The organism is Pseudomonas sp. PB103 (genome assembly GCF_009764635.1).
Lineage (GTDB): Bacteria > Pseudomonadota > Gammaproteobacteria > Pseudomonadales > Pseudomonadaceae > Aquipseudomonas.
In genome coordinates this window covers 1-16546 of record NZ_RWIL01000118.1, presented here as the reverse complement: position 1 = coordinate 16546, position 16546 = coordinate 1, and the positions used below count along the sequence as shown (strand labels likewise).

Below are 16546 nucleotides of genomic sequence, written 5' to 3'. Positions count from 1 at the left end.
ACGGATGTGTCCGCTGGCGCCTATTGGCGCTGCGCCTCAAATACGAAGGGATCACCCTGATTCGGGAAGTGCAGCAGGTACTGCGCCACCGGGTTTTTCGCGTTGGGTACCCGGTAATCCACTTGCAGCCCGGTCGGGTTGTTTTCCAACTCTGCCCCCAGGTAGGTGTTTTCCGGATAGCTGAACTGATTGCCGGGCGCCTTGCGAACGGCCGAGCACGAGGAGAAAAGTCGCGGTAACGCATAGAGATGCTGGCCGTGTACCAGCAACACCTGGGGGTAGCGACTACCGTAGCCACTGCTGACGTAATGCAACTCCAGGCACGTTGAGGCGCCTTGACGCCAGGTCGTTGCGCTAGCCACGTTTTCCGGGTCGATGGGGTCATCGATGGGCCATTGCGGCGAGGCGAAGTTGACCGCCTCGCGCAGCGGCCAACGTTGTTTGCCGACCGTCAGCGCATCTCCGTCCAAGACAATGACGGGGGTGCCTTTGGGCGGGTCGAGCTTCAGTCCGTCGGGCGCGCTCCACTGCGCATCCTCAAAACGTTCAAACGCCGGGCGCATGGCGTTGGCCCACAGGCAATGCCTTGGCGATTCCGAGCAGGGCATGGCAAGTTCGCTGCCGGGCCCGGCAAACAGGTTGTCGCCCAACGATTGATAGAACGCACGGTAATCGGTGAACTGTACCGGGGCGGCCTGCGCCAGAAGGGGCAGGCTCGCAACGAGAAACAGGCTCAGACAACGGGTGACTTTGCTCATCGATGCCCCTTGGCGCCGGATGCCTTGATGTACTCCGGATTGGTGGTCCAGAAGATCGTTTTGCCGATGGCAGCAGTGGACAGGTATTTGTAGGTATAACGACCCCGCTCACGGGTATTTACCATCGTGTTGGTCTTTTTGTTGAACTGGGTCCAATAGGTGATCTTCTCCGGCTTCGTGACTTGCGCCACACCAAAGATGTTGTGCGAGGGGGAGCCGTAGTGGAACCCGGAAGAGTGTCGGGGGTTGGTCGACTGCTTGATATCGACACCGTCCCACCAATACGCGCCGTTGGAGGGATCATTGCCGCGCTGGGCGAGCGCGTCCCGTGCACTCTCTACCGCCGAGCGCATGTTCGGGTCGGCATTGATGGCCGCTTCCGAAGCCGCCATGAGTTGGTTGTAGCGGACATTGTTGCCCTTCGTGGCAACGACGTAGCCGCTGCCGGCCTCCCTGAGCAGGCTGTCGACATCGGCAAGCTCCCAGGCGCGCATGCGGTTGGTCACCGTAAAGCAAATGCCGCGCACTTCCTGCGGGTTGTTGTCCGTCGAGGCTTCGCCGTATCCGATGGCCGCGAGCTTGCGCACCTGTGGCGTGATGAGATCAGGCATTTTGGTTGTCCTTCACCGGCCACGATTCCAGTTCCAGTTGCAGGTCGGCAGGAAATTCCGGCGTGCGCTCACCGGAACCCTCGGCCACGACTTCCCCGGCGGACATCACCTTGAAGTGGTGCGGCGCGGGGCCTCCCTGGTCGTCCTTGAATTCAAAAAACTGCACAATTTCCTCCGCCTCGTCAGCGGCACCAGCACCGGCCGCACTGGCGGCTGCCCCTGCGCCTCCTCCCGCCGCGCCTGCCGCTGCCGGGGCGGGGGGCTTGAGCATGGCGACGTTGGCAATGCTCATCACGTCTTTCTGCAACAACTGCGTGGCGCCCTGAGCGTCGGTCACGCCTTCGACCACTTCGCCATTGGACAGGGTGATTTTGTACGGCATGTTGGGCATCGCCGACGTCCCGTCAATTTGCTTGAGCATGAAACGCCGCTGGGTATCGCCGACTTTGAATTTCGGCAGCTCGGCTTCCAGGCTGGTCGCACCGAGCAGGCTGTGTTTGGCCGCTTTGACGATCAGGTTGCCGGGCATGCCCAGTTCGATATTGCCGCCCTTGAGGGTGATGTAGGCCCCGCCGCACATCAGGGTGATGTGCTCTTTGGCCGACACCAGCACGTGCTGGTTGCTGGCGCTGACTTCCACACTCTGATCCGCCTCCAGGCGGATATTGTTTTTCTGCGCCTGCAACAGCATCGCGCCCTGATGGGTGATCTGGCGCATTTCGCCGCTGTGGGCAAACATCCCCAGGTCGGTCCCGGCATTGAGCACAAACTTCTGCCCCGAGGTCTGTTGCTGATTTTGCTGGGCAACGGTGTCGATATGCTCGCCCGCCGCCACCGTGATGCTCTTGGGGGATGCCGCCGCGATGCCGGCTTCACCGCTCATGGCGATCGCCGGATGGCCACCGTTGGTCTTGCCCGACTCGTCGTTCGCGCCGTTGCCGAGGTCGCGAACGGCATCGCTGAGGGTTTGCTGCGGTGCCTTGTCATGGCCGACACCCTGGTTGTCCTGGGCGTAGTCCCCCAGGTCCTTGGCCAGTTTCAACGCCGCTTCCAGTACCTGGATGACCGAGCCGCGATTGAGGTGCCCGCCGCTGGCGTTCATTTGCTCCTCGGTACTGAGCAGCAGGCCCTTGGCCGCCCGCAGCGCACCGTGCTCATCGGTGCGCAACTCGAAACCCTCGCCGCGCGGCTCACCGCCGCTCGGCCGCGGATGCGTCAGGTAACCCAGATGCAATGCGGTGCTGCCGTGATCACTCATCAAGGCGGCACTGATCTGCTTGGTGGTGTCGTCAATGCGCAGTTCGTTGGCCCGAGTGCCCTTGTATTCCTTGCTTTTGATGGTGCTGAGAATCTTGTGATTGGGCAGTTGGTAGGGCGGCATGTTCGTCGCCCGGTACGTGCGACCGGTGATGATCGGCTGATCGCAGTCGCCGTCGAGGTAATCGACGATGACCTCTTGGCCAATGCGCGGAATCGCCATATGGCCCCAGTCCGCACCTGCCCAGTTCTGCGCCACACGCACCCAGCAGGAACTGAATTCGTTGTTCTTGCCTTCCCTGTCCCAGGGGAACTGGACCTTTACCCGGCCGTATTCATCGGTGTAAATCTCTTCCCCGTCCGGCCCGGTCACCGTCGCGATCTGCGGCCCGTCGATAATCGGTTTGGGCATCGGCGGGGTGCGCCATTCGGTGTCTTCGGAAACGATTTCGGCGACGAAGTCATAGCTCACGCCGACATCCGCGCCGGCGGATTCTTCCTCCTGGCTGGCGTGCTGGATGCCCTTGTGGGTGATCCTCAGCGATCGCCACCAACGATTGAAATCTTCCCGGGGATGGCCGCTGAGCTGAAAAGAGAACCCCGGGATCAGGCGCGGATCGTCGCCTTCGACAACGGCAATGCGCGCATCGCCACGGTGCCCGAGCAAGCGATTCTGGGTGAACGGTTTGCCGGCCGAGGTGACCTTGTAGCGACCCGGATAATCGTAGCGTTCATAGTTCGGCGTCTGATGTTGCAAGTCATCGCCGGTGAAATTCTGTTGCTGGTCGAAGGTCGGGCGCTTGAAGGTGTAGTCGCGTTGCGTCTGCTCGGCCGTGCGCACGTTCTCGGTGTAACTGAACGCATAGAGCACGGGCTGCGTGGCGTCCGCCGCCGGTTCAGTGGTGTACAGCACCGGAGCGCCTTGAATGCGCTCCTGCACATAGAGTTTGTCGCCCTGAATCAGCGTGTGGGTGCTTTCGTTGCATTTGAAGAAATAGAACAAGCCTTCTTCACTGGAAAGCCGATCAAACAGGTAGAGGTCCGTGTCGCCGACCTGAGTGCAGTATTCGCGCGGCAGATGCTCGCCGTTGATGTGTTGCTGATAGTCGAGGATGCCGTGTTCGCTGAGCACTGACTTGATGATGTCCGGGACGTTTTTCTGCTGAAAAATACGCCAGTTGGAACTCAGGGCGAGGCGGGCGAGATGCGGTTCGACCACGGCGCGATAACGCGTGCGGCGAAAGCCGGTTTTGCCTTGAGTGAAGCTGGACACCAGCCCGTGGACATGGCGCACAGCCGTGCCGCCTTGCCAGATCGTGAGTAATGAGGGCTGATCGAGAACCTTGCCGAAATCGATGTTCGGGTTGTGGCTGGCCAACTCGATGGTGAGTCGAAACGGTTCACACACGGCTTCTTCCAGCGTGAACTCTACGACCTCGAACTCCATCTGCCCTGACAACACGGAAAACGTGAACTTCAAATCCCTTTGCCGCATTGGACTGTTCCTTGGTCAGGTGAGAAAGAGAGGCCGCCCATCAACGCTGCAAGACATCCATCACATCGACCAGCAGGGCTGGCCGATGGTTGTAACGCTTAGCCGTCCTTAGACGACTGGAGCACGCCAGTCATCGGAACCCGAAGTACCGGATACTTCGTGGGTCCAGGTGATTTTGCGGTAGGTGAACTGCACTTCTTCCAGGTGGGTGAAGTGCGCGTTGCCCGGGTCCTGGCAGTTGTGCATTTTGTTGTTGATGGCGACGATGATCGCGTCTTCCAGTTTGGTGGTGTAGTAGTGCTCTTGAGTACCTTGAGCCGAAGTGCGGTACCACTGGATAACGATTTCGCTCATGCGCTCGCCCGAAGTCAGAGCAGCCTGCAGCAGCGGCGAAGCCTTGTCGTAGACCTTGGTGATCACAACTGGCTTGTGCACGCGCTGACCGGTTGGCTGACCGGATTGCGGGTCACGCGGGATGATCACGTCGTGGGTAAAAGCCTGAACCATGACCTGGTCTTCGTGGCCTTCCTGAAAGGTGTTGCCAACCGAGTCGGCGGTGAACGCGCCGGCGGTGATCAGACCTTGCTTTTCGCCAGTGACCGACATGTACGCTGGTGTTGCCATGGGAATGCTCTCCTTGCTTGAAATGACACGTTAAACAGGCACGATTGCCTGTCCGTGTAAGTTCTGAGATATCAACTTTCATGCCAGTGATTCGATAGTCATTTCGGATCAAGGATTTAAGTGAAGTACCTCATCCATGCAGATTAGTTGGACACGGAGAAACCGCGGAAAGTGCGCAAGAAGTTGCGCAGTACTGCGCAACTTCTTGCGCACTTGGCTGCAGGCCTTTGGCTGTAAGGCCTGTAGCGGTTTCCGGGGGTGTTTTATTATGGGCAGTTGCGCAACTTCTTGCGCATCATGGCTATATAGTGGCTGTTAAAATTACAGGGAAATTGAGGTACTGGAATCCGGAAGTTTTTCCCTTTAAGAAAAGTGATTTTTTTGTGGTGTCCAAGTTATCCCCAGCAAGCGATTTTGCCGAGAGCTGCCAACGGTAAATGCAGCGGCCGGTAAAAATACGCTGCCAGTGTGGATGAGTGATTCGGATCGCCGGACGTCCAGCTCGTCAGTGCGTCGGCATAGAGTCGACCTATGAGCTGGATTGTTAAACCGTATTTCCTTAATCTTGCCCCCCTCGATACGCTGCACCCAACTTTTTACAGGACTGTCGAGCTCACGCCTTCCCCAAGGTTATCCACAGTCCTTTTTTATTCTCGCCGGCAGTCCGGCGATCCGGGTCTGTTTTTCGGCCCGGTCAACAGGAGCAGGTCATGTCTGAAGTCCGTCATTCGCGAGTGATTATTCTCGGTTCCGGCCCTGCCGGTTACAGCGCTGCGGTATACGCGGCCCGTGCCAACCTCAAGCCACTGCTGATCACCGGCATGCAGGCTGGCGGTCAGCTGACCACCACCACCGAAGTCGACAACTGGCCGGGCGACGTCCATGGTCTGACCGGCCCAGTGCTGATGGAGCGCATGCGCGAGCACGCCGAGCGTTTTGAAACCGAGATCGTGTTTGATCACATCAACGCCGTCGACTTCGCTGCCAAGCCGTACACCCTGACCGGCGACAGCGCGACTTACACCTGTGACGCCCTGATCATCGCCACCGGCGCCAGCGCTCGCTACCTGGGCCTGCCGTCGGAAGAAACGTTCATGGGCAAAGGCGTTTCGGCCTGCGCGACCTGCGACGGTTTCTTCTATCGCAACAAGCCAGTGGCTGTGGTTGGCGGCGGCAACACTGCTGTGGAAGAGGCGCTGTACCTGGCCAATATCGCCAGCACCGTGACCCTGATCCACCGTCGTGAAACCTTCCGCGCCGAGAAGATCCTGATCGACAAGCTCAACGCTCGCGTCGCCGAAGGCAAGATCATCCTCAAGTTGAACGCCACTCTCGACGAAGTCCTGGGCGACAACATGGGCGTGACCGGTGCGCGTCTGAAGAACAACGATGGCAGCTTCGACGAAATCACCGTTGACGGCGTGTTCATCGCCATCGGCCACACCCCGAACACTTCGCTGTTCGAAGGCCAGTTGACCCTCAAAGACGGTTATCTGGTGGTGCAGGGCGGCCGTGACGGCAACGCTACCGCGACCAGCGTCGAAGGCATCTTCGCCGCCGGTGACGTGGCTGACCACGTTTACCGCCAGGCCATCACCTCGGCCGGCGCCGGTTGCATGGCGGCACTCGACACCGAGCGTTACCTGGATGGTCTGCAGAACGCTTCGTTCTAAGATCGCAGGCACAAAAAAACCGGCCAGATTGGCCGGTTTTTTTGTGCCTGATCGTTCCCACGCTCTGCGTGGGAAGGCCTTATCTGGACGCTCTGCGTCCGATGGGACGCGGAGCGACCCCGGCTGCATTCCCACGCGGAGCGTGGGAACGATCAGATCAGTGTAGGAGCTGCCGAAGGCTGCGATCTTTTGATCTTGATCAGCGGCGGGTCAGGGGTTGGGCGGTGAACTTCACGCCAGCCAGACCATGTTTGATCAAAGCCCGAATATTGCCGTGATCGCTGCCCTCAGGCGTCGCCACCACCGAGCGATAATGCTCGCCAAACGCCAACAGCGCTTCTTCATCGCTCAGCCCTTCCAGCAGCGCCAGACCCAGGGTCTTGCACGAACCTTCGTTCTGCCCGGCGGCGTTTTCCACGCCACCGTTGTTGAAGGCTTGCGGCTGGTAGTCGTAACCGTCGGCAACAAAAGCCAGGGTGTCGGCGAAAGCGTGTTCGCCGCTCTTCAGGCTGGCGCGCAGGGTGTTCAGGTCACTCATGGGTTTTTCCTTTGGCGAACGCCGCTTGCTGGTCGGCGCTGGCTTCTTGCTGAAATTGGGCTTTCCACTCGGCGTACGGCATGCCGTAAACCACTTCGCGGGCGTCATCGAGGCTGACCTCGATCTGGCGCTCGTCGGCTTCGGCCTTGTACCACTTCGACAGGCAATTGCGGCAGAACCCGGCGAGGTTCATCAGGTCGATGTTCTGCACGTCCTTGCGGCTGTCCAGGTGGGCGACCAGCCGGCGGAAGGCGGCGGCTTCGAGTTCGAGGCGTTGTTGCTCGTTCATGGGAATCTCTGCGAGACAGCTTCAAGCGACGAGCTTCAAGCTGCAAGATGGGTGGCGGTGAACCGAAGTTTACAGCTTGCCGCTTGAAGCTTGAAGCTAGCGGCTTGCCGCAAGCGTGATCGATACCGATTCGGCAAATCGCAGCGCATGCGGCTTGTCGACTTCGACTTCGGCGTACAGCACCGAACCATTGCTCATCACCAGGTCGAGCAACTCCTGCGTCAGGCGTTCAAGCAGCGCAAAGCGGTTGCCCTCGACGTGGGCGATGATCGCTTTGGTGATCGTGCGGTAGTTCAATGCGTGATCAATGTCGTTGTCACGCACCGCTTCCTGGGCCGCATACAGAATGGTCAGGTTGATCAGCACATCCTGTTTGTTGAGGATCTCGTCCTCGTTGATCCCGATAAAGGTGCGCAAGCGCAGATCCTTGACCCGGATGCGCGCCATTCCCGGCTGAAGTTGTGGCATTTACTTGCTCCGTCCAATCAATTGCAGGAACTCCTGGCGGGTGTTGCTCGACTCGCGGAAGGCGCCGAGCATGACCGAGGTGTTCATCGTCGAATTCTGTTTTTCAACGCCGCGCATCATCATGCACATGTGTCTGGCTTCGATGACCACGGCGACGCCGGCAGCGTCGGTGACTTGTTGCACCGCGTCGGCAATTTGCCGGGTGAGGTTTTCCTGAATCTGCAGGCGTCGGGCGAACATGTCCACCAAACGCGCGATTTTCGACAGGCCCAGCACCTTGCCCGTCGGAATGTAAGCCACATGGGCCTTGCCGATGAAGGGCAGCAGATGATGTTCGCACAATGAGTACAGTTCAATGTCGGCGACGATGATCATCTCGTCGCTGTCGGAGGCAAACAGTGCGCCATTGACGATCTCGTCAACGCTTTGCTCATAACCGTGACACAGGTATTGCATGGCCTTGGCCGCACGTACCGGGGTGTCGCGCAGTCCTTCACGCTCAGGATCTTCACCGAGGCCAATGAGGATTTCGCGGTAATTTTCGGGCAGGGAAAGTGGCATGCAACATCCTCGCGGGGCAGCGTTATTTGACGTGCCGTCCGCCGTTGACGGTCAGGGTCGTCCCGGTGACATAAGGGTTGTCGAGCAGATAGCGCAGGCTCTGGTAGATCACTTCGCTGCCGGGTTCGATGCCCAGCGCGGATTTCGCCAGCGCCTTGGCGCGGTACGCCGCGTCGTCGTCGGGATTGAACAATAGCAGGGCCGGTGCGATGCCGTTGACCTTGATTGTCGGCGCATAGCGGGCGGCGAAGGACAGCGTCAGGCTGTCGAGCCCGGCTTTGCTGGCGCAATAACCGATGTGTTTGCTGCTGCCTTTGCGGGTGACGTCGTCGCTGATGTGGATGATGTCGGCCGGTGTCGAGCGTTGGAGCAAATCGGCGCAGTGCAGGTTGATCAGGTAGGGCGCGAGCATGTGCAGGTTGACCATGCGGGTGAAGGCTTCGGTCTCGCTGCCCGGCGTTTCGGCCAGCCACTCGGAGGCGTTGTGCACGATGGCACGCAGGCTGTCGGTATGGCTTTTCAGTTCGTCGATGAAGGCGAGAATCCCGGTTTCGCTGGCGAAGTCCGCGAACAGGCCGATGGCGCCCAGGTCTCGCAGCGATTGCACGCCGGGGCGTTCAGTGCGGTAGGTGAAAATGGCACGATGGCCGTCTTCCAGCAAACGCTGTGCGCAATGCAGACCGACACGCTGGCCGGCGCCGGTGATGAGGATCGGGGCTGCGGAAGTGGACATGAACGGCTCGCATCGCGGGTGGAGCAAAAACTATAACAGCGACGCGCCTGAAAAGATCGCAGCCTGCGGCAGCTCCTACACTGGATTGCGTACATTCCTGTAGGAGCTGACGAGTGCAACGAGGCTGCGATCTTTCACCGATTCTGCGTAGAGGGTTCCGCAGGCAACCGTCGCACTGGAACGCTGTTCAACCAATTGGCCAGCAACCGCGTCGACAACGGAATAAAGAAGTAAACCATCAGTGGCGTCAGGCACAGCGTGCTGATAAAAACTCGCGGTAGCAGACTCATATCAGCGAGCAGCGGGCCGAGCACGAAGTTGAACAGCAGCGACACCGGGAAGAACGCCAGCCAGATCGCTACAGCCTGTTTCCAGCGTGGCGGCCGCTGACCGACCGCACCGAACCAGCCTTCGATGCCGCTGACCCGATGTTCCTTCGGGTGCGCAAACAGATCGCTGCCGCGATCCAGCCAGGCCGTGCGCGAAGCCGAATGCTCCCAGGCATGCAGGGTCTGTTCATCGACGAAGCGGAAGATGATTTGAAACTCGTTATCGCCGGGCGGCGGAGCGAGCACGCCAGAGCCGAGATAACCTTGAAAGTCGGTGGCCAGTTGCTCGCCTTCGCGCAGCCAGGCCATCAGATCCTGATAGCGGCCGTCGGCGACGCGACGCGCAACCATCAGCGTGACGGGGGAAGTAGACATTGTGTATCTCCGTATTGCTTATGCGTCGCTCCGGGTAGGGGCTTCGCCAGACGAAGGCCGGGGTGGTGGCCTGCGTTTTTACAAGCAAGGATTATTCCTGAATTTCGCGATTTAACCAGCGACTTTCGTCGCATTTCATCGCTTGAACCTGAATGAGGCATTGCAGCTAGAATGGGATCCAATTCAATCAAATGGACATTGACCGCAATATGCCCGTCATGACGGACGCAAGCCCTGCTGCGCAGGCATCTGTCGCGCTTGAACGCGAAGATCTCTTCCCGATACGTGAAGTGTCGCGGCTGACCGGCGTCAACCCGGTCACGCTGCGTGCCTGGGAGCGCCGCTACGGTTTGATTGAGCCGACACGCACCGAAAGTGGGCATCGGCTCTATTCCATGACCGATATCGAGCGTGTGCGCAGCATTGTCGAGTGGATCGACCGTGGCGTGGCCGTCAGCAAGGTCGGCAAGATTCTCGCCAAGACCGAGCCGTTGAAAGTCCTCGCGCACCTGATTCCCGATGACCTTGTGCAAGCCGACTACCTGCAGTGGCAGCATCAGGTGCAGCGTGCGGTCAGCTCATTCGACGACCTTGAGCTTGATCGCGTGTATGGCCAGATCTTTTCTTCCTACTCGCTACCCGTGGTGTTTCAGGACATTCTCCTGCCGTTGTGGCGGCAACTGCTGCAGCGCCAAGAGGCGTTCGGGCAAACCAGTGAGTGGCTGTTCTTCGACGGCTACCTGCGAACACGCGTGCTGCAGCGCATCATTGCGTTACGCAGCGCGCAGCCGCGCAAGATTGTCGTCAGTGCGCTGGCCGGTCAGTGTCGGGAGCTGGAATTGTTGGTCGCTGCATTGTTTTTGAGCGGCAGCGAATCAGGCGTGCGGGTGTTGACCAGCGGTCAGCCGTTCGATGAGTTGACGCTGGTTTGCGAAAAGATCAAGCCGCAGGCGCTGGTACTGTTTTCCAATCATGCCCCGGCCGCCGAATTGCCGCGACGTTTGAATCGTTTGGCGCTGAGTCTGGATTGTCAGGTGTTGTTGGCCGGCGATGCCGCGGACCTGGCGCAGGACAGCCTGGCCGGGTCTTCGATCGGTTGCCTGGGCAATGAAGGCGCGACCATGCGTCAGCGCCTGACGCAATTTCTCGCGGGGAAACTCGATACCTGAAACTCAGGTGTGCAGGGCAGGATGGGTCAGGCGGTGTTGTTGCAGGATGAACTGGCGCAGACGCTCGGTTTCATCCGCATCGGTCTGGCTCAGTTCGTAGGCGAAGAAACCTTGCTCGGTTTCCCGCTCGAAGTGACCACGCAGGGCGATTCGTTCATAACCCGATGGGCTGAACCACTGGGCGAAATGTTTTGGCGGTTTGATCTTGTTGCGCACTTCCACCAGCACGCCCTTGTGTGACACCTCGTGCACCCACAGCATGCCCGGCTGGCCTTTGGCGTTTTCCAGTGCCACCGGTTCTTCCAGCGTCAGTCGCCATGGCCGCACCATCGGTCCATCTTCGTAGATGCTCGGCACACCGAGGCGCAAATGCAGGGCGTGGAACTCGTCTTCCACCAGATGCAGCGGGAACGTCATCTGCTGGTTTTCGAAGTTGGCCTGGATGGTCACTTGCTCGTGAGCAGCCAGGCGCGTGAGCAAATCACGGATCTGCGAACCGCCATTGACCAGCAGACTCGACGTCGCATCCCGCACGTTCAGTTGCGGGTTGTGCTGCATGGTCTGGATGAAATCCAGCTCATCCTGAGTGAGGAGGGCGTCGCGCTGCATGGCTAACTCGAAAGATATAGTTACAAAGTCATTGGTGATTGTAGTTAATGACAATTAGTTCGCTGTTTTGTTTGAACCGTTCGTCGCTTTCAGTTCAGCCAGCTCTGCTTGCAGGGCTGCGACCTCGGCTTCGAGCTGTGTGACGCGCTGCTGAGCCTTGACCTGAACCGTCACATCCTTTTGCACACCGACGAAATAGGTCAGCCCGTCGTCAGCGTTTGTTACCGTCGAAAGCGACAGCTCATTCCAGAACGGCGTGCCGTCCTTGCGATAATTACGCAGGATTTCCCGGCACGAGCCCTTGTTGCGCAACACCTCGCGAATCGCCGCCAGCGCTTGCTGGTCGCGGTCTCCGGCCTGCAGAAAGCGGCAATCCTGATAAAGAATTTCTTCACTGCTGTAGCCGGTCATTCTTTCAAAGGCCGGGTTGACGTAAATCAGGATCGTGTCCTGCTCGCCTTCCTGTTCCGCTACGACGATGCCGTCGTTAGACGCGTTGATCACCATTTGCAGCAAACGGGCATTGATCATCTGTGAGTCCGTTCAGATTGGCCGAAGGCTCGCATTCTAGAAGAACCGTCGGCGCTGTCTACTGGCCATTATCGGTAGATGAGATCCAATCGCAGGCTTGCAGCCTGGGCTGCTACTATCGCCGCTCATTTTTTCAGTTTCAGGATCAGATTGATGAAAGTCGCCATCCTCTCCGGTTCGGTCTACGGCACCGCCGAAGAAGTCGCCCGCCACGCCCAGAACCTGTTGAAAGCCGCTGGCTTTGAGACCTTCTACAACTCGCGCGCCAGCCTGGCCGACATTCAAGCGTTCGGCCCCGAAGCCTTCCTCGCGGTGACCTCGACCACCGGCATGGGCGAGTTGCCGGACAACCTGCAACCGCTGTATTCGGCGATCCGCGATCAATTGCCGGCAGCCTGGCGCGGTTTGCCGGGTGCGGTGATCGCGTTGGGCGACGCCAGCTATGGCGACACCTTCTGCGGCGGTGGCGAGCAGATGCGCGAACTGTTCCGCGAACTGGGCGTGCGTGAGGTGCAGGACATGCTGCGCATCGACGCCAGCGAAAGCGTGACCCCGGAAACCGACGCCGAGCCTTGGCTGGCGCAGTTGATCGACACCCTCAAGGGCTGATCGGCCGCTCGCGCAGGAGTGCCAGCCACGCCTGCGCAGCATTCGACAGATAGGCGCCCTGACGCCAGATGAAGGCAATGTCCCAGCGCAGATAGTCCGGCGCACGCAAGGTCAGGCGCACCACGCCTGGCCGCACCAGCCCGCGCGCCACCACGCTGGGCAACAACACCACGCCTTGCCCGGCTGCCACCAATGCCGCGAGAAAGTCCGCCTGACCGCTGCGCCCGCCTTCCTTCGGCGTAAAGCCCATTTGCTGGCATGCCTGCAGCAAGCGATCGTTGAGCACGAAGCTGCGCTGATAGAGCAGGAACGGTGTATCGGCCAGTTCGTCCAGGCCGATCTCGCCGCGATCTGCCAACGGATGATCGACGGGCAGCAGCGCATCGAGTTTCTCGTCGCAAAACGGCTGACAGTCGAATTGCGGATCCTTCGGCAACAAACTGCCACCCAGCTCCAGTTCCCCGTTGAGCACAGCTTGCTCGATGTTGCGGCTGCCGCCCTCGAGCAATTGCACGCTGATGTTCGGGTAGCGCCGGCGATATTCGGCAAACAATCCGGCGAACAACGCGTCACTGCCCAATAGCGGCAGGCCCAGTCGCAACTCGCCACGGGCCAGATGACTGAGGTCGTCCAACTCGACCAGCAACTCATTGCGCAAGCGCAGCATGCCTTCGGCCCGCTGCAAGACCACGCTACCGGCGGCGGTCAGGCGCAACTGCGAACCGAGACGCTCAAGCAGCGGTGTGCCGAGGCTCTGCTCCAATTGCGCGACTTGCTTGCTAACCGCTGATTGACTGATGTGCAGGGTTTTCGCCGCTTGGGTAAATCCGCCCTGATGCATGACTTCGACAAAACTGCGCAGCTGTTTGAATTCCATAAGCCTGATTCCGTTTTGGAATGGCTTTGAGTCTAACAATTCGCTTCAGAGATGGCAGGTGGCTTCGTAAAATAGGCCTCTGTAAGGAGCCCATCTCATGAATGTCGCAAATCTCAAGCATTTCTCCCGTTTACTCGCCGAACTCGCCGTGTTGCTCGGTCTCTATCTGCTCGGCTGCCAACTCGCCGCCTGGCTGGCGTGGCCGATTCCCGGCGGCGTGATCGGCATGGCGCTGTTGCTGCTGGCCTTCGCGTTCGGCTGGGTCAAACCGGCGGCGCTGCAATTGGGCGCGGGATTGCTGATGGCCGAGATGCTGTTGTTCTTTATCCCGGCGTTGATGAGCCTGCTCGATTACGGCGCGCTGCTGCGCAACGACGGCTGGCGGATTTTGCTGGTGATCGCCGCCAGCACCTTGATGGTGATGCTGGTGACCGCGTTCACCGTGGAATTGGCCGTGCGCGCAAGGCGTTCCCATGAAGCTTGAATGGATGCCGATGTTCTGGCTGGCCTTCACCTTGTTGGCGTACTTGTTCAGCCGCTGGATTTATCGGCGCACCGGTCGCTACGTGTTGTCGCCGCTGATTCTGGTGCCGGCGCTGCTGCTGGCGCTCGCCGTGCCGCTGCACACCGCCTATGCCGAGTATTCCAGCAACACCCATTGGCTGATGTTGGTGCTCGGCCCGGTGACCGTGGCCTTCGCCGTACCGATCTGGCAGCAACGGCGTTTGTTGATGCGGCACTGGTCGGCGTTGTTGCTGGGCATGGTGGCGGGCAGCGCGGCATCGATCGGCACCTCGTTCGGATTGGCGAAAGCGTTGGCGCTCGACAGTTCGGTGACGATGTCACTGGTGCCGCGTTCGATCACCACGCCGTTCGCCATGCCGCTGGCGCAAAACCTCGGCGGTGTGCCGGAGCTGACTGCCGTGTTCGTGATGTTCACCGGCGTGTTCGGGGCGATGCTCGGCGGCGTGCTGCTCAAGTGGCTGCCGTTGCGCAGCGCCCTGGCGCGTGGCGCGCTGTTTGGGGTGGGCGCGCACGGTGCCGGCGTCAGCCGGGCACATGAAGTGGGCGGTGAAGAAGGCTCTGTCGCCGGGCTGGTGATGGTCCTCACCGGTTTGCTCAACCTGTTCGCAGCTCCTTTGCTGGCGTCGTTGCTTTGACGCGGATCCAGGCTGTTTGCTGGGCTGACTCGGTCAGTCATCAAGCTGGCTGCCAATGCAACTACGCGATTGCCTGCGCCTGACTAGACTGCTCACACGTGCAGAACAATAAGAACGCAGAGGTGCATACAGTGAGCGTAGCCCCCGTCCAATCGTCCCTTAATGTCAAAGACCAGGTCAGCGCTGCGGAATGGCAGACCCGTGTCGATCTTGCCGCTTGTTATCGTCTGGTCGCCGCCCATGGCTGGGACGATCTGATCTTCACCCATATTTCCGCCAAGGTGCCGGGCACCGAAGATTTCCTGATCAATCCTTTCGGTCTGATGTTCCATGAGATCACCGCATCGAGCCTGGTGAAAGTCGATCAGGCCGGCAACAAACTCATGGATAGCCCGTACGAGATCAACCCTGCCGGCTACACCATTCATAGCGCCGTGCACGAAGTGCGGCACGATGTGGTGTGTGTGCTGCATACGCACACCGCGTCCGGTGTCGCGGTGTCGGCGCAAAAGCAGGGCGTATTGCCGATCAGCCAGCAATCATTGTTCGTGCTGTCGAGCCTGGCCTATCACTCCTATGAAGGCGTGGCGCTGAACCATGAAGAGAAGGCGCGCCTGCAGGCCGATCTCGGCGAGAACAATTTCCTCATGCTGCACAACCACGGTCTGCTGACCTGTGGCAGCACCATCGCCGACACCTTTCTGATGATGTTCACCTTCCAGCGCGCCTGCGACATTCAGGTGATGGCGCAGACCGGCGGGGCTGAACTCATCGCCATCGAACCGCAAGTCCTGGCAGGCGCCAAAGCGATGATCGCCGGCGTCACCAAAAGTGCTCAAGGCATGGGGGGCGCGCTGGCCTGGCCGGCGCTGCTGCGCAAACTCGATAAACAAGACCCGGGATATAAACTCTAATGCCTCTTGCCGAGATTCCTCTGTGTGTCTGGCGTAAACGCAGCCAGACGTTTGTCTTTCGTGGCCAGCCGATCCGTTACTGGACGACCGGGCAGGGTGAGCCGCTGTTGCTGATCCATGGCTTTCCGACCGCCAGTTGGGACTGGCATTACCTGTGGCAGCCACTGGCCCAGCGTTATCGCGTGATCGCCTGTGACATGCTCGGTTTTGGTGATTCAGCCAAGCCGATCAACCACACCTACAGCTTGCTGGAACAGGCGGATTTGCAGCAGGCATTGCTTGCGCATCTGCAGGTTGAGCAACCGGTGCATGTGCTGGCGCACGATTACGGCGACAGCGTTGCGCAAGAACTGCTGGCCCGGCATTACGAAGACCGCATCGAAATCGCCAGTTGTGTGTTCCTCAACGGTGGCCTGTTTCCGGAAACCCATCGTCCGGTGCTGATGCAAAAACTGTTGCTGAGCCCGTTGGGCTGGATGATCGGCCGCGCGTTTACCCGCGATGCGCTGGTGAAGAGTTTTCGCCAGATCTTCGGCCCGCAGACCCGGCCGACGGAAAGTGAGCTGGATGATTTCTGGAGCCTGGTCGACAGCAATCGCGGGCCGCGCATCATGCACAAACTGATCAGCTACATTCCGGAACGTCGGGTGCAGCGTGATCGTTGGGTCGCGGCGATGCAGCGTGGCGAAGTGCCGATGCGGGTGATCGATGGCGAGGTCGATCCGATCTCCGGTGCGCACATGGTCGAGCGCTATCGCGAGTTGATCCCGGATGCGGATACGGTGTTGTTGCCGGGCATCGGTCACTATCCGCAAACCGAGTCGCCGGTGCAGGTGCTTAAGCACTATCTGGAATTTCGCGAACGCCAAGTGCTGCCGCCGCGCAAGGTCGCCTGTTCCTGAAGATCAAAAGATCGCAGCCTGCGGCAGCTCCTACAGGGGATCGGTGTAGGAGCTGCCGCAGGCT

20 protein-coding genes are annotated in these 16546 nt (G+C 59.7%); 7 read left to right on the top strand and 13 right to left on the bottom strand.

Annotated elements, in window-relative coordinates:
* Positions 1-20 precede the first annotated feature (20 nt).
* From EJA70_RS20815 to EJA70_RS20800, 4 genes are all read right to left on the bottom strand, one after another.
* A complete protein-coding gene (locus EJA70_RS20815; RefSeq protein WP_158833167.1) occupies positions 21-758 on the bottom strand; it encodes a hypothetical protein in 738 nt (245 codons plus the stop codon).
* A complete protein-coding gene (locus EJA70_RS20810; protein ID WP_008085000.1) occupies positions 755-1369 on the bottom strand; it encodes a hypothetical protein in 615 nt (204 codons plus the stop codon). Before EJA70_RS20810 ends, EJA70_RS20815 begins: the two co-directional genes overlap by 4 nt.
* Positions 1362-4121 carry a type VI secretion system Vgr family protein gene (locus EJA70_RS20805; protein WP_158833165.1) on the bottom strand — a complete coding sequence of 920 codons (2760 nt, stop codon included), beginning with the start codon at positions 4119-4121 and terminating at the stop codon, positions 1362-1364. The genes EJA70_RS20810 and EJA70_RS20805 overlap by 8 nt, the downstream gene beginning before the upstream one ends.
* Before the next feature lie 108 nt (positions 4122-4229).
* On the bottom strand, positions 4230-4745 hold the full coding sequence (locus tag EJA70_RS20800; protein ID WP_008084998.1) for an Hcp family type VI secretion system effector: 516 nt from the start codon (positions 4743-4745) through the stop codon (positions 4230-4232).
* Between the two features lie 710 nt (positions 4746-5455).
* On the opposite strand from EJA70_RS20800, the gene trxB reads away from it, so the two are divergent.
* Entirely contained in the window at positions 5456-6418 is a 963-nt protein-coding gene (trxB, locus tag EJA70_RS20795) for a thioredoxin-disulfide reductase (protein ID WP_008084996.1), read from the top strand.
* A 199-nt stretch (positions 6419-6617) separates the two neighbouring features.
* Here the strand turns inward: trxB and EJA70_RS20790 are convergent, their stop codons facing one another.
* From EJA70_RS20790 to EJA70_RS20765, 6 genes are all read right to left on the bottom strand, one after another.
* A complete protein-coding gene (locus EJA70_RS20790; RefSeq protein WP_158833163.1) occupies positions 6618-6956 on the bottom strand; it encodes a HopJ type III effector protein in 339 nt (112 codons plus the stop codon).
* On the bottom strand, positions 6949-7245 hold the full coding sequence (locus EJA70_RS20785; protein ID WP_158833161.1) for a DUF1244 domain-containing protein: 297 nt from the start codon (positions 7243-7245) through the stop codon (positions 6949-6951). The genes EJA70_RS20790 and EJA70_RS20785 overlap by 8 nt, the downstream gene beginning before the upstream one ends.
* A 96-nt stretch (positions 7246-7341) precedes the next feature.
* The gene (gene folX / locus EJA70_RS20780; protein WP_007914273.1) at positions 7342-7713 is read right to left on the bottom strand and encodes a dihydroneopterin triphosphate 2'-epimerase; all 372 of its coding nucleotides are present in this window, start codon (positions 7711-7713) and stop codon (positions 7342-7344) included.
* Positions 7714-8274 carry a GTP cyclohydrolase I FolE gene (gene folE / locus EJA70_RS20775; RefSeq protein ID WP_008084990.1) on the bottom strand — a complete coding sequence of 187 codons (561 nt, stop codon included), beginning with the start codon at positions 8272-8274 and terminating at the stop codon, positions 7714-7716.
* A 22-nt stretch (positions 8275-8296) separates the two neighbouring features.
* Entirely contained in the window at positions 8297-9007 is a 711-nt protein-coding gene (gene folM, locus EJA70_RS20770) for a dihydromonapterin reductase (RefSeq protein ID WP_158833159.1), read from the bottom strand.
* A 134-nt stretch (positions 9008-9141) separates the two neighbouring features.
* On the bottom strand, positions 9142-9711 hold the full coding sequence (locus EJA70_RS20765; RefSeq protein ID WP_008084986.1) for a hypothetical protein: 570 nt from the start codon (positions 9709-9711) through the stop codon (positions 9142-9144).
* Between the two features lie 209 nt (positions 9712-9920).
* Between EJA70_RS20765 and EJA70_RS20760 the strand changes: the two genes are divergently transcribed.
* Complete coding sequence (locus EJA70_RS20760) at positions 9921-10880, top strand: MerR family transcriptional regulator (RefSeq protein ID WP_158833157.1); 960 nt, start codon at positions 9921-9923, stop codon at positions 10878-10880.
* A 3-nt stretch (positions 10881-10883) separates the two neighbouring features.
* On the opposite strand, the gene EJA70_RS20755 is transcribed toward EJA70_RS20760, so the two are convergent.
* Together EJA70_RS20755 and EJA70_RS20750 are read right to left on the bottom strand one after the other, a co-directional pair.
* The gene (locus EJA70_RS20755) at positions 10884-11489 is read right to left on the bottom strand and encodes a hypothetical protein (RefSeq protein WP_158833155.1); all 606 of its coding nucleotides are present in this window, start codon (positions 11487-11489) and stop codon (positions 10884-10886) included.
* 54 nt (positions 11490-11543) lie between these two features.
* Positions 11544-12020: a PAS domain-containing protein gene (locus tag EJA70_RS20750; protein ID WP_158833153.1), complete on the bottom strand. Its 477-nt coding sequence runs from the start codon at positions 12018-12020 to the stop codon at positions 11544-11546.
* A 153-nt stretch (positions 12021-12173) separates the two neighbouring features.
* Here EJA70_RS20750 and EJA70_RS20745 point away from each other — a divergent pair, with 153 nt between their 5' ends.
* On the top strand, positions 12174-12629 hold the full coding sequence (locus EJA70_RS20745; protein WP_158833151.1) for a flavodoxin: 456 nt from the start codon (positions 12174-12176) through the stop codon (positions 12627-12629).
* Here the strand turns inward: EJA70_RS20745 and EJA70_RS20740 are convergent.
* Positions 12619-13506, bottom strand: coding sequence for a LysR family transcriptional regulator (locus EJA70_RS20740; protein ID WP_158833149.1), 888 nt, complete (start codon positions 13504-13506; stop codon positions 12619-12621). The two genes, EJA70_RS20745 and EJA70_RS20740, sit on opposite strands and share 11 nt — an antisense overlap.
* Before the next feature lie 97 nt (positions 13507-13603).
* On the opposite strand from EJA70_RS20740, the gene EJA70_RS20735 reads away from it, so the two are divergent.
* The 4 genes from EJA70_RS20735 (at position 13604) to EJA70_RS20720 (ending at position 16482) form a co-directional block, all read left to right on the top strand.
* Positions 13604-13990 carry a CidA/LrgA family protein gene (locus tag EJA70_RS20735; RefSeq protein ID WP_158833147.1) on the top strand — a complete coding sequence of 129 codons (387 nt, stop codon included), beginning with the start codon at positions 13604-13606 and terminating at the stop codon, positions 13988-13990.
* Positions 13980-14666 carry an LrgB family protein gene (locus EJA70_RS20730; RefSeq protein ID WP_158833145.1) on the top strand — a complete coding sequence of 229 codons (687 nt, stop codon included), beginning with the start codon at positions 13980-13982 and terminating at the stop codon, positions 14664-14666. The genes EJA70_RS20735 and EJA70_RS20730 overlap by 11 nt, the downstream gene beginning before the upstream one ends.
* A gap of 131 nt (positions 14667-14797) precedes the next feature.
* A complete protein-coding gene (locus EJA70_RS20725) occupies positions 14798-15580 on the top strand; it encodes a class II aldolase/adducin family protein (RefSeq protein WP_158833143.1) in 783 nt (260 codons plus the stop codon).
* A complete protein-coding gene (locus tag EJA70_RS20720; RefSeq protein ID WP_158833141.1) occupies positions 15580-16482 on the top strand; it encodes an alpha/beta fold hydrolase in 903 nt (300 codons plus the stop codon). Before EJA70_RS20725 ends, EJA70_RS20720 begins: the two co-directional genes overlap by 1 nt.
* Positions 16483-16546: the final 64 nt, after the last annotated feature.

Bases quoted from the DNA above. Each gene is read 5' to 3' on its own strand.
- EJA70_RS20815 (WP_158833167.1), bottom strand. From the start codon at position 758: ATGAGCAAAGTCACCCGTTGTCTGAGCCTGTTTCTCGTTGCGAGCCTG.
- EJA70_RS20810 (WP_008085000.1), bottom strand. From the start codon at position 1,369: ATGCCTGATCTCATCACGCCACAGGTGCGCAAGCTCGCGGCCATCGGA.
- EJA70_RS20805 (WP_158833165.1), bottom strand. From the start codon at position 4,121: ATGCGGCAAAGGGATTTGAAGTTCACGTTTTCCGTGTTGTCAGGGCAG.
- EJA70_RS20800 (WP_008084998.1), bottom strand. From the start codon at position 4,745: ATGGCAACACCAGCGTACATGTCGGTCACTGGCGAAAAGCAAGGTCTG.
- trxB (WP_008084996.1), top strand. From the start codon at position 5,456: ATGTCTGAAGTCCGTCATTCGCGAGTGATTATTCTCGGTTCCGGCCCT.
- EJA70_RS20790 (WP_158833163.1), bottom strand. From the start codon at position 6,956: ATGAGTGACCTGAACACCCTGCGCGCCAGCCTGAAGAGCGGCGAACAC.
- EJA70_RS20785 (WP_158833161.1), bottom strand. From the start codon at position 7,245: ATGAACGAGCAACAACGCCTCGAACTCGAAGCCGCCGCCTTCCGCCGG.
- folX (WP_007914273.1), bottom strand. From the start codon at position 7,713: ATGCCACAACTTCAGCCGGGAATGGCGCGCATCCGGGTCAAGGATCTG.
- folE (WP_008084990.1), bottom strand. From the start codon at position 8,274: ATGCCACTTTCCCTGCCCGAAAATTACCGCGAAATCCTCATTGGCCTC.
- folM (WP_158833159.1), bottom strand. From the start codon at position 9,007: ATGTCCACTTCCGCAGCCCCGATCCTCATCACCGGCGCCGGCCAGCGT.
- EJA70_RS20765 (WP_008084986.1), bottom strand. From the start codon at position 9,711: ATGTCTACTTCCCCCGTCACGCTGATGGTTGCGCGTCGCGTCGCCGAC.
- EJA70_RS20760 (WP_158833157.1), top strand. From the start codon at position 9,921: ATGCCCGTCATGACGGACGCAAGCCCTGCTGCGCAGGCATCTGTCGCG.
- EJA70_RS20755 (WP_158833155.1), bottom strand. From the start codon at position 11,489: ATGCAGCGCGACGCCCTCCTCACTCAGGATGAGCTGGATTTCATCCAG.
- EJA70_RS20750 (WP_158833153.1), bottom strand. From the start codon at position 12,020: ATGATCAATGCCCGTTTGCTGCAAATGGTGATCAACGCGTCTAACGAC.
- EJA70_RS20745 (WP_158833151.1), top strand. From the start codon at position 12,174: ATGAAAGTCGCCATCCTCTCCGGTTCGGTCTACGGCACCGCCGAAGAA.
- EJA70_RS20740 (WP_158833149.1), bottom strand. From the start codon at position 13,506: ATGGAATTCAAACAGCTGCGCAGTTTTGTCGAAGTCATGCATCAGGGC.
- EJA70_RS20735 (WP_158833147.1), top strand. From the start codon at position 13,604: ATGAATGTCGCAAATCTCAAGCATTTCTCCCGTTTACTCGCCGAACTC.
- EJA70_RS20730 (WP_158833145.1), top strand. From the start codon at position 13,980: ATGAAGCTTGAATGGATGCCGATGTTCTGGCTGGCCTTCACCTTGTTG.
- EJA70_RS20720 (WP_158833141.1), top strand. From the start codon at position 15,580: ATGCCTCTTGCCGAGATTCCTCTGTGTGTCTGGCGTAAACGCAGCCAG.